The 11,818-nt window shown below is 36.2% G+C and carries 10 protein-coding genes; all 10 read right to left on the bottom strand.

The window, feature by feature from the left end:
- Nucleotides 1-477 precede the first annotated feature (477 nt).
- Nucleotides 478-1,164 (bottom strand): hypothetical protein, encoded by a 687-nt coding sequence (locus tag AC3WV0_RS07505; protein ID WP_488845354.1) that lies wholly within the window; start codon nt 1,162-1,164, stop codon nt 478-480.
- 108 nt (nt 1,165-1,272) lie between these two features.
- On the bottom strand, nt 1,273-2,607 hold the full coding sequence (locus tag AC3WV0_RS07500; RefSeq protein WP_488845352.1) for a trigger factor: 1,335 nt from the start codon (nt 2,605-2,607) through the stop codon (nt 1,273-1,275).
- 137 nt (nt 2,608-2,744) lie between these two features.
- Nucleotides 2,745-3,308, bottom strand: a complete 564-nt coding sequence (locus AC3WV0_RS07495; protein WP_488845350.1) for a hypothetical protein — start codon at nt 3,306-3,308, stop codon at nt 2,745-2,747.
- 17 nt (nt 3,309-3,325) lie between these two features.
- Nucleotides 3,326-5,710, bottom strand: a complete 2,385-nt coding sequence (locus AC3WV0_RS07490; RefSeq protein WP_488845348.1) for a TonB-dependent receptor — start codon at nt 5,708-5,710, stop codon at nt 3,326-3,328.
- 144 nt (nt 5,711-5,854) lie between these two features.
- Entirely contained in the window at nt 5,855-6,211 is a 357-nt protein-coding gene (locus AC3WV0_RS07485; RefSeq protein ID WP_488845346.1) for a hypothetical protein, read from the bottom strand.
- A gap of 160 nt (nt 6,212-6,371) precedes the next feature.
- Entirely contained in the window at nt 6,372-8,303 is a 1,932-nt protein-coding gene (locus AC3WV0_RS07480; RefSeq protein WP_488845344.1) for an ABC-F family ATP-binding cassette domain-containing protein, read from the bottom strand.
- Nucleotides 8,304-8,490: 187 nt separating this feature from the next.
- A complete protein-coding gene (locus AC3WV0_RS07475) occupies nt 8,491-9,831 on the bottom strand; it encodes a T6SS phospholipase effector Tle1-like catalytic domain-containing protein (RefSeq protein ID WP_488845342.1) in 1,341 nt (446 codons plus the stop codon).
- 142 nt (nt 9,832-9,973) lie between these two features.
- Nucleotides 9,974-10,651: a response regulator transcription factor gene (locus AC3WV0_RS07470; protein WP_488845340.1), complete on the bottom strand. Its 678-nt coding sequence runs from the start codon at nt 10,649-10,651 to the stop codon at nt 9,974-9,976.
- Nucleotides 10,620-11,348 (bottom strand): sensor histidine kinase, encoded by a 729-nt coding sequence (locus AC3WV0_RS07465; protein WP_488845338.1) that lies wholly within the window; start codon nt 11,346-11,348, stop codon nt 10,620-10,622. The genes AC3WV0_RS07470 and AC3WV0_RS07465 overlap by 32 nt, the downstream gene beginning before the upstream one ends.
- Before the next feature lie 50 nt (nt 11,349-11,398).
- On the bottom strand, nt 11,399-11,749 hold the full coding sequence (locus AC3WV0_RS07460; RefSeq protein ID WP_488845336.1) for a hypothetical protein: 351 nt from the start codon (nt 11,747-11,749) through the stop codon (nt 11,399-11,401).
- Nucleotides 11,750-11,818 lie beyond the last annotated feature (69 nt).

Raw genomic sequence — 11,818 nt, 5'->3', positions numbered from 1 at the left:
ACTTGCCGAGAGATGGGCTAAAAGAGCTTCGGGAATAAATTCTAAAACATCTTTAAGAGCTATTTTATGATCTTTAAAAACTGACATAAACAATTGATTATCAGCTATAAAGATACGAAAATAAATTCTAAAACGCAAGTTAAATAATTGATAATCAAATAATTAAATTGCTTTTTCTCAGGATGAAAAACTAAAAAAGTCGGAAGAATTTTTCTTCCGACCATGACTAGGGACGAACCCGGTTTAATTATAAAGCTGTTTAAACTTTTTATATACCACAAAAGTCACAAAAGATGAACTCAATTTTATCTAAAGTTGATGACGATAATGAAAAAGGGCACAATAGCCTAAAAAAATCTTCGATTTTTATTCTTTTGAGAACTTTGATTGTTCTAATCATTTCGTTAAGAATATCTCTTGTGACTTTTGCGGTTAATTCTGCAATTAGTTTAAAAGCTTTATGTTAAATAATAGATTTTATTTAAAATCAGCTTCTGAAACACCGGAATTAAGTGTGATTTTTGTAGTTTTAATAACCACTTTCTGACCGTTTCCTTCCGCGTCAATTTCCTGAGGAAACTGAATTCCGTCTACAGTCATATAACTTTTTACAGTTGCTACTCCTTCAGCTGCAGAGGACTTGTATAATAATCCTGTAGAAGCATCAAAATAGAATTTTCCTTTATCTGAGTTTAACACATTATAGTCTTTTCCATCTACTTTTTCAACGGTAACTGTTGTGAAGCTGGCCGGATCATACGCTAAAGCATCAATTACTTTGCTTTTTTTCAATTCTGCGATTTTATCAGCCGGAATATCCATTTTCTGGCCTCCCTGCTCAAAGTATCCTTTTTCACCATCAAAAAACTGGACCATCTTCTGACCCATCACAGATTGCTCAGATTTGAATTTGTTTCCCATTTTTTTTGTGGTCATTGTAATATCCATTCCCTGAACGGTAAGCGTGTTTTCGATAAGTGTCGTTTTGATACCTTCAAGTTTATCTTTTCCTCCTAAAGCTTTCAGGTAGTTGTCGATAACTTCTTTAGGCGTTAATTTCGATTGTACAGCTTCCGTCTTAGCCGGAGCAGCAGTAGTTGTTTGTGCAGCCACAGGAGCAGCATATAGCACAGCGCATAAAAACGGAATGATGATCTTTTTCATATACTAAATTTAAGTCGTAAATATATGAATATTGTATGATAAAATTTATGGATGACCCATAAAAAAACCACCAAAATGGTGGTTTATAAATATTTATAATTGTATAAATTATTTTTTAAGCTCCTCTAAAAACTCGTCGTGAGAAATTACAGTTTCTTTTTTTGTTGCTTTTTCAAGAATTACATCTTTAAGTTTTGTCATAGCAACTTCAGAAGAGATTTGTCTTACCTGCTCCTGGTCTTTCAACATTTCAACAGCATATTTCTGGATTTCTTCGTCTCCTAAGTGGTGGATTCCGTAGATTGCCAGTTGATTTCTTACCAATTGCTCAGCCTGTGCCAAAACATCAGCATAGTCTAATTGAATCTCATTATCCGTCATTAATTTACCTTCAATGATCTGATATTTCAACTGATTTTTCTCAGTTTCAAGGATTTGCTTGGCCTGCTCCTCAGACTGGATGTTCTGATTAGAGAAGATTAACCATTTTACAAGGAATTCTTCCGGTAATTTTACTTCTTCTTTTTCAGAAACCTGCTCCAAAACTTTATTTACAAAATGTACATCTGCATTTTGCTGGAAGTATTCATCCAGTTCAGATTTTACTTTTTCTTTTAATTCTTCTTCAGATTTGATGTTTCCTTCACCATATACTTTATCGAAAAGATCCTGGTTAAGTTCGGCAAGATTCAAAGAATAGAAATCTTTTACTTTTACTTCCACTTCATTGTGGTGTAAGTGCTCAACTTCTTCTTTAGAGAATCCTAATTCTTTAGCCAATTCTTCGCTACCTGCAAGCGTTTCTTTAGAAACCTTTACAGATCCGTCCATTTTCAAACCTTTTACCAATTTGAATGCTTCTTTGTTTTCAGCAGTGATGGTAACATTTTTAGGATGGTGGTGGTGCTCTCCTTCTGCACCTTCTTCCACTACCTGAGAAACTTCCAGTGCGATGTAAGAATCTTTAGTAATTTTATCTTGAGGAACCTGCTCAGCGAAACGCTTCTGCATGTTTTCGATACTCTTGTTAATTTCTTTTTCAGAAGCTTCAACTTTGTAGTGAGGCGCTTCATATTTAGCTAAATCGATGCTAAATTCAGGCTCAAATCCTACTTCAAAAGCCACTTCCAGCTGATCAGCATTGTAATCGAATTCGTTTACAGGCTGAGGAACAGGCTGACCTACTAATCTTAATTTGTTTTCGTTTACGTAGTTGTTTAAAGCATCAGAAACCTGCTTGTTGATTTCTTCGAAAGCAATACCTGCTTCATATTGTCTTCTAACCATACTTAAAGGCACTTTTCCTTTTCTGAAACCAGGAACTTGCGCATTTTTAGCATAATTAATCAATTGCTTCTCAACTTTTTCTTTATAGTCAGATTTTTCCAATGTCACTGTAAGCAATGCACTTACATCATCATGGTTTTGTGCGGTAACCTTCATTATTGATTAAAATTTTAGGTTGCAAAAATAGGAAAATTTTATGAAAATCACTCATCCAATTTGTTATAATCCGTTAAAATACAAAAGACATCAAAAAATGATGTCTTTTAATATTAAAAATTTGTTGATGAGGTGTATTAATGAAGATCAATGATCGCATCCACGTCAGATTCGCCACCTACAGCACTTCCCTGCTGATTGTCTGCAGAAGGAGAGTTTTGGTTTACCGAAGTTGGCGCATGTACCAATTTGATGTTTACTTTCCCGGTTGAAGTAGCGCTTACAACTGTCCACTGCGTTTTCAACCCCAGTTTATTACCATCAGTTCTTGCGACATCAGTAGCTGCTCTTTTCACGGTAACATTGGCTCCGGTGAAACCGAATGTAATGAAATGTTCATCTTTTTCTTCAATAATTTCTCCATTTACACTATCATAGTGGTTATCGTGCTTTACCTGAAAGTCAAGTTCTACATTAAATACATCTCCTGCTTCGGCATGAATGTGCTGATCGGCAACTCCGCCAATATAATTAATGGTTTGTATATCCGTTGCATCATTTACGTTGGTTAATTTCACCACCATTTTTTCTATTTCTTCGTGATCATGAATATCTTCCGGAATATCGGTAGAATCATTTCTACAAGAGAAAACTAAAAGTGCTGTAAAAAGCATTAGGGTAATGTTTAAGAATTTTTTCATTGTATTTAAATTAATAATTAAAAATTGTATTTAAGAGTTATAATAAAGTTTCTGCCATTTTCGGGCATGAAAAAACGGAGTCTGTTAAGATACTCCCGATATTCGGTATTGAATATATTGTTGATTCTGAAATTGATGTTGAAATTTTTAGCCACATCTGCACCCACCGAAGCATTAAATACGGTGTACGCTGGAGGTGGAGTACTTAGATCCAGCTCTTCGCTGAAAAAAGTTCCGTCTTCTATAAAATCTACATTTTGATTTCTGATTGGGAAACGATTTTGCCTGAATGCACTTACATTTTCCAGTCTCAAATAAAAGTTATCCGGTACATTCAATTTCCATTCTAATGAATTTCTCAGATTGGAAGGCATCATCAGGATCAGAGGTTCGTTATTTGATAAATCGTCACCACGTAATGCACTGAAACCCGTATTCCATTTTAAATGATCAAGAATTTGAAGTTCTGCATCAGCATCAATTCCAAAAATTCTTGCTTTGATCTGTTGGTAGCTCCAGATCGGAAAAACTCCCCGATTTGAATTTTGCACTCCCGTAGGAATCTGATTGATAAAATTATCAGAAATCATTAGGTAAGGAGTTGCTTCTATGCTAAGACCTTTAAGGACATTAATTTTAGAAATTAAAGAAAGATTTGCCTGGTAAAGCGTTTCTCTTTTAATTCTAAGGTCACCTTCCTCTACAATTGCCGCAGAGTGATGCAATCCATCAGCAAATAATTCTGCAGGATTGGGAGTTCTGTCGGCTCTTGATAAATTAAACTTGATTTCAAAACTGTTAAAAGGTTTATAATCCAGTCCAACATTAGCAGAAAAATTATGATAATCCAGAATTGGCCTGGCTAAAATTCTGCTGTCGCTTTTCTGAACAAAAAATTCAGGAAACACCGCTGCAAATCTTGCATTCCAATCTGATTCGTCATAATATTTATAAGCATCATATCTGCTGAAATCATACCGTATTGCCGCTTCTGCATTTAACTTTGAATTAAATTTATACTTAAATACAGAAAATGCACCTGCATCATACCGGTAATAATCAGGGATCAGACGTCTTGCCCGGGTTGCAGGGTTGGGATAATTATCCTGGAACCCGCCGGAAATTCCACTCTCTAAACTCCAGTCTGGGCGTTCTATCAGGTGAACTAAACTTGCAGAATGCGTGATAAGCCTCAAATCCATAGAAGGAAGCGCATTCAAATCTCCTCTTCTGATGTCAAACTCTTTTCTCCGATTTAATTGAAAACTGTATTGAAAAGTGAGTTTTCCAAAGTTTTCAAATCTTTTATAAGCAGAAATTTTAGCAATATGATGCTCTACTTCCTGCTTCGGACTGCCAATTTCGTAACTGAAATCATCCAGAAAATAAGGCTGTCCCAGATTGATCGCTTTGTAAAAATCTGACGGGCTTCCCAAATGTGCACCTCTATAAATTCCAAATTCCTGACGGATTCCACTGTAAGACACATCAAAACCCTGCAAAAAACCATGATTTCCGAAAGCGAAATTAAATGAATTAACTTCTGCCCCCGTGTTTTGCAAAGTGTGATGCGGAATATAAAGGTCGCCCAACTTCCTATAGCTCCCACCCGTTTTTACAAACCATTGGTTTTTCCATGATTTTAAAAGGTTGGCAGCCATCTCGCCTCCCCGTCCGTTAGAAATTCCGGAAAGTTTTAGACTTCCCATTAAAGTATCCTTCTTAGGAATTGTTGCCGGTTCTAAAATGACAACTCCTCCTACTCCTTCATTTCCGTACTTTAAAGCAGACGCACCTTTTATGACATCAATATGCTCAAAATCATTCACATCAACATTCGGGGCGTGTTCTACTCCCCATTCCTGCTCCGCCATTTTAACCCCGTTATTCAGGATGGCAACACGACTTCCGTATAAACCATGAATAACAGGTTTAGTAATATTGTTTCCGGTTTTCAAAGCTGTTACTCCTGAAAGCTGTGACAATAAATTACCAAGATTTTCGGTAGAATTTTTCTCAATTTCAGATTTGTCCAATGTTTTAATGACCATGGACCCATTATTTTTATGGCTTCCGTGGATGGTTACCGTTTCAATATCCTGGATATGGTGTTCAAGCGTTATCGCTAAATGCAAATCCTGTGTAACTCCTACATTTTCAGTATAATCATTACAATCAGGATGTTTAGCAATGAGTATATAATTTCCCGCAGGAATTTTACTGATAGAAAATTTACCGCTTTTATCTGTTTTGGCAGAAAATTCACCAATTTTCACCACTGCATTTTCCAGCATGGTTTTGTCATGAAAATCCTGAACAGTTCCTTCTACAGTATAAGTCTGCTGCGCATTTGTAAATGCAAATCCACACAGGATAAGCATAAAACTGTATATCAATTTCATTGTTAAATAGATTGATTGTGTACTTTATCAAGTACTTTTCGTAATTTTTTGATGTATTGTTTAAAGTAAATTTAAATATGTATACAGCCGTGGAATAAACCTTCAGCCGGAAACACTAAACTTTAAACGAAAGAAATCTATGAATTATGAAATTGCGGGCGGACCGCGAAGCTGAAACGTGAATTTAGTCTGAGACCATATTTTCTCCTGAACCGCAATGATATGCTTTACTTCATGCGTATAGCTCTCAAGAGTAAAACTGAATTCTTCAGGAACTAAAGTATGTCCTGTAGTTAAGAAGTGGCAGGCAAGACAATCTGCCGCTTTTTCTTTGGCTACGTTTTTTGTAATGGTATTTCCCGATTTTTTAAAACTGAAATTTTTAAAAACATCTTCGGAGCTGTGGCTATGGAAATTCTGAGAAAACAGCGCAAGAAAATATATCCCAAACAATAATTTGGAAATAAAACTTTTCAGATTTCTGCTTTCTTTAAAGACCATTCGTCAAAATTATAAAAATAAATTAAAAACTTGGATTAAAGTTTTCTTAAAATATTTTTGATTTATAAGTAGGGTGAATTGAAATTTTGTTACAGACTGTTATTCAAACCTTATAGGTTTTTAAAAACCTATAAGGTTTATCTTAGTATAAACATAGAAATCAATTTAGCTGCGTACCCAAATATTCCCATTCCTGAAGAGCAAGGTCCAGTTCTTCTTTTGTTTTATTGTATTTTTCCAGCGTTTCTTCAGAAGGATTTTCTTTAGTGAAAGAAGCTTCATATTCCTCAACTTTAGTTTCAAGCTCAGTAATTTTTTCTTCTACTTTTTTCAGTTTATTCTGAATATTCTTCTGCTCCTTGCTTATAATAGTTGATGATTGCTGGTTTTCTACCGGCTTTTCTTCTTTCTTCACCTTTACCTCAACCTTATTCTCTTCTCCATGAAGTTTTGCTTTCTCTGCAGAAATTTCGCGGATGGTTTCTTTTTGTCTGTATTCCAGATATTCGTTGATATCACCCAGGAATTCTTTCATACGCCCATCACGGAATTCATAAATTTTATCACAAAGTCCCTGAAGGAATTCCCTGTCGTGAGAAATCACAATCAGTGTACCTTCAAACTTCTGAAGTGCCAGCTTGATAATTTCTTTCGACTGAATATCAAGGTGGTTGGTAGGTTCGTCCATGATCAGCGTGTTGAAAGGGCGCAGCAACAGTTTACATAAAGCCAGACGGTTTCTCTCACCTCCGGAAAGCACTTTTGTTTTTTTCGTCACCGCTTCTCCCTGAAAAAGGAAAGATCCTAATAAATCTCTTACTCTCGGTCTTGTCTCTTCGGTTGCGGCGTCTTCCGCTTCTTCCAAAACGGTCTTATTTGGCGTTAAAACCTCTTCCTGATTCTGTGCAAAGTAACCGATATTCACATTATGCCCGAGGTTCCATGACCCGGAGTAATCTTTAATATCTCCTGCAAGGATTTTAGCTAGCGTTGTTTTTCCCTGTCCGTTTTGTCCTAAAAGCGCAATTCTGTCGCCTCGCTGAACGATAAAATCAACATCATCGAAGATCTGCTTCTGTCCGTAGGCTTTTCCTAAATTTTCAGCTTCGAAAATTACTTTTCCCGGAACAACGGACTGTACGAAACGGATATTAAATTTAGAAACATCTTCATTATCCACTTCGATACGTTCAATTTTATCTAATTTTTTAATAAGAGACTGTGCGAATGATGCCTTGGTAGCACTGGCACGGAACTTATTGATATTGTCTTCCATCTGCTTGATTTCCGCATCCTGATTCTTTTTAGCCTGAATCAGCTTTTCGCGGCGGTCTTCGCGCATGATGAGATATTTGGAATAATTGGCTTTATAATCGTCAACTTTTTTATTGTTGATATCAAAAGTACGGTTGCAGACAGCCGTCATAAACTGCTTGTCGTGACTTACTAATACAATCGCTCCCGGATAATCTTTAAGGAAGTTCTCCAGCCAGATAATCGATTCCATATCCAGGTGGTTGGTAGGCTCATCGAGAAGCATGATGTCATTCTTTTGAAGAAGTAGTTTTGCAAGCTCGATCCTCATTCTCCATCCTCCGGAAAATTCATCGGTAATCTTTTGAAAATCATCGGCTTTAAAACCTAAACCGAACAATACTTTTTCCATGTCGCCTTCCAGGTTGTAGGCATCATGATTCATCAAAAGATCATTCAGCTCGGTCATTTTATTGATCAGATCCGTATAAGAATCGCTTTCATAGTCGGTTCTTGTAGCCATCTGATGATTCACCTCTTCAAGTTCATTTTTCCAGGCATTGATCTGCTCGAAAGCCTGCATTGTTTCGGCCCAAACGGTTCTTCCTTTTACAAAATCAAGATCCTGTTTCAGGAAACCGATGGTAATATTTCCTTCGGGCACAACATTTCCTTCATAGAAATTGATTTCTCCTGAAAGCATTTTTAATAAAGTGGATTTCCCCGCTCCATTTTTACCGACCAAACCAATTTTATCATCCTTTTTAATCGTGAAATTCACGTTTTGAAACAGATAGTTTCCCGAATGATGTAATCCTAAACCTTGAACCGAAAGCATGTTGAATAATGATTAAGAGTGAATAATGAATTTTCGCGTGCAAAAATACGGAAAATAAAAGAACTGGTGTAAGAAAAATAACTTCTTATGAATGTGAATCTTAAAAAGACTTCTTTAGAGAGCAGGAATAAAAAAAGAGCTGTCTTACCAGGACAGCTCCACACCTAAATTTAAAACTGAAAAAGTACTAACATTTATAGTATAAATTTTCCTTAATCAATATTGTACGATTCCAATGATCATTATTTGGAATGTTTGTTCCGTATGCGTAATCCACGATAGAATCTTCTATGTGATGTATTTCGTGCTGCAGTTTCGACTGGTTGGCAATGAACTGATCGTCGGAATTTCCTGGAACATTCAATCCGTTGTTGATAAATTCCGTATGGTCATTACTCTCTGAATTTTTTATGATTGCAGGATGATACAATCCGAAATTCCCTGATATATGGGTATAATTTGCCAGTGCATTATAGCTGTAATCAGGTTTTGCTTCCGGAGAAAGATTTTTGATATAATTTTCCAGAGTTTCTGAAAGCCGTATCAGATAAGCATGTCTCTCAGAATCAATTGAAAAATAAGTATCTTCATCGGTATTAAAAATTTGCTTTTCAGCATTTGACTCTTCCAGCATAAGTTTTCCGTACACTTTGGAAAGTTCGTTGTATACAAGGTTTCTGGCAATATATGCCTGTGAAAAAACCTCTCCCTGATCAATTCTGAAGTCATTTAGAAGACATTTCCATATAGCGCCCCCTTCATCGGTTGCTGTTGTTCTGATGGTATTGATGTAAACGTCCAGCTCACTATCAACCAGAAAGTTCGGTGAAATGTAAACTGATTGAGAACCTTCCAGATATCCTCCTCCAATATCAGCATGAGCACCGGGAACAAATATTTCTTTCCAGGTGGTATTTACCGTTTCCAGCTTCGAGTCTTTCATTAAACCTGAATCTTCAAAAAAACCTGTCAGGGGAAAGAAAAAACGGCATTCGTTCACGGCACAGATATGGAGTGCTCTTTCTGTCGAAGAATGTAGCGTAACATTATAATCATTAAAGGGTGCAGACTCTACCGTATCGAAAACTCCGAGAAATTTAACTTTGATATTTCCATGAAAAGAAGAATCAGCTTTCAGCAGTTCGTAGCAGAAATTCCTTGCCAGCATGGCTCCTCTGCTGAATCCGTAAATATAAAATTCATATTGTTTCGTGCAGTCGGACATGATATCCCTGGTAAAAGAAAATGCTTTCTGAATCTTATCATCAGAAGAGTATCCGTGAGATCCTGAAGGATTCTTACAGGTGGCCATGGCAAAATCACTGTCTTTCTTACCGGTGACGGTACCAATCCCTTCTACGTAAAGCTTTTCCTCACCATTAAACAGTTGAAACAATTTATAAATATTGGTAATATTTCCGTAATAGCTTTCATTGTTTTTCGGAGGTTTTTCGGGAGAAGTTGCGTTCATCCCGTTATTTCCGGTTCCGTCGAAAAAAACTCCGATGGATATTGTGTTGCTCTGCATGTCACCTTGTGATTTTATTTTTTAAACTTTGTTAAAGATTTTAAACTTTGACAAAGCGAACGAATTCTTCAAAGTAACGATGAAAAAAACCGGGACAGTAGAGTAAAAAGTACTAAATGAAAAATTCCGTATTTCTACGGAATCAAATCCTTTCTAAAGGATGAATATTATTGATTATTGCGTAAATAACGATTCCGACCGTATTTTTTGCACCTATCTTCTCAACGATCCGCTGGCGGTGGCTTTCAACGGTTCTGGGGCTGATGAAAAGCTTTTCAGCAATTTCATTATTTGTACATTCCTGGCAGATAAGCTTTACGACATCTTTTTCGCGGTCGGAGAGTTCATCATCCATTTCAAAAAGCGTTCTTTTCTTGGTAGGACTATTCATGTAAGAAAAAATCATCTGATGATCTTCGGGAGTAAAGAAAATTCCGTTTTTATAAACCATGGTAATCGCTTCTATAAAAGCATTGCGGTTGGAGTTTTTAGGTAAAAATGCTGAAACACCCAGCTTTACCATATATCCCAGAATCGTTGTTTTGTAATGAGAAGAAAGAATAATAATTTTAAGATCGGGATATTTTTCCTTAAGAATCTCTACCAGCTCGAAGCCGTTCATTGGCTGCATCTGAACATCAACCAGGGCGATATCAGGAAAGTTTTCTTCCGAAGTATTTTCCAGAATTTCCAGAAAATCCGGTCCGTTATTGGAAGTAAATTCCACGGAAATATTCTGCTCGGAAGACAATAACATTTTTACCCCTTCCAGGATAAGCTGCTCATCATCAATTAATGCTATTTTGATTTGGGAATTCATTATTATACGGAATTTTAATGATTAATCGGCTTCCTTTATTTAAAACATTTTTCCATTTGTGCGCTGCATTCATGGATTTTATTCTGGATTCTATATTTTTAATACCCATTCCTTTCTTCACTTCGTCATATTCAAAGCTTTCTCCGTTATCCGAAATAACAACTGCCAGATTGGTTTGGTTATCTTTAATGTAAATCCAGACTCTTGATGCTTGCGAATGTTTAAGAACATTGGTTGTAAACTCCTGAATGATCCTGTACAGCTGCACTTCTATGAAAATATCCTTTTTCTGAAATTTCGGGCTTACGCTTAATGAGATGTTTATTCTCCCGGAAAGATTGGCAATCAATTCTTCGATGTAGAGCACAAGTCCGACAGTTTCCAGATTAACAGGATACAATGAATGTGAAATACTTCTTGCAGAATCGATCAGGGAAGACATCTGTGTGTTGATATTTTTCTTGATCAGTTCATCTCCTTTTGTGTCAAGGTTATTCAGCCATAACGATAAAATATTCAGCCTGTTCCCAATATCATCGTGAATCATTACTGCAATTCTTTTTCTTTCCGACTCCTGAGCTTTTATATTTTCAAGCACCAGGTTTTTCTGATGGAGAACTTCTGCCTGATGCTGCACATTTTTTTCTTCAATTATTCTTTTAATAAAACTTCTGTAAGCGAGAAGAATAAACGTCATGATAATTATCAGAACGACAATTAACGTAACAAAAAAGCTGATATTGAGAGTTATTTCTTTAATTTTAAAAAGGTATAAATAAGTGTTATATATAAAACACTGCTGAGGATGTTATTAATACTCCACAACATGGTTGCATCATCTGTTCCTAAATCCGAAAGCTGTCTCAGCAGGAAAAACAAAAAGACCGACAGTGCATAATACAGAAAGATGAGGCTGTCTGCCAGCATAAAACGGTCATCTACCTTACTGCTTTTAATCTCTGTAAGCAATGCATATCCTGCGAAACAGATCACAATGATATTGGATATTGCTTTTTTAACATCATTTGCCAGCAACGGAGAATCTATCATGAATAAAACGGTGAGTATCCCAACTGGAATATACCAGTAATTAGACATCTTCAGCTTTCTTATGAACAAAATGCACAAGAGCAGAAATTCACCGGCAACATAAAAAGGAAAGACAAA

The sequence above is a fragment of the Chryseobacterium sp. 27AL genome, assembly GCF_057815395.1.
The sequence above is the reverse complement of the archived record's forward strand: the minus strand, read 5'-3'. Positions and strand labels throughout refer to the sequence as shown.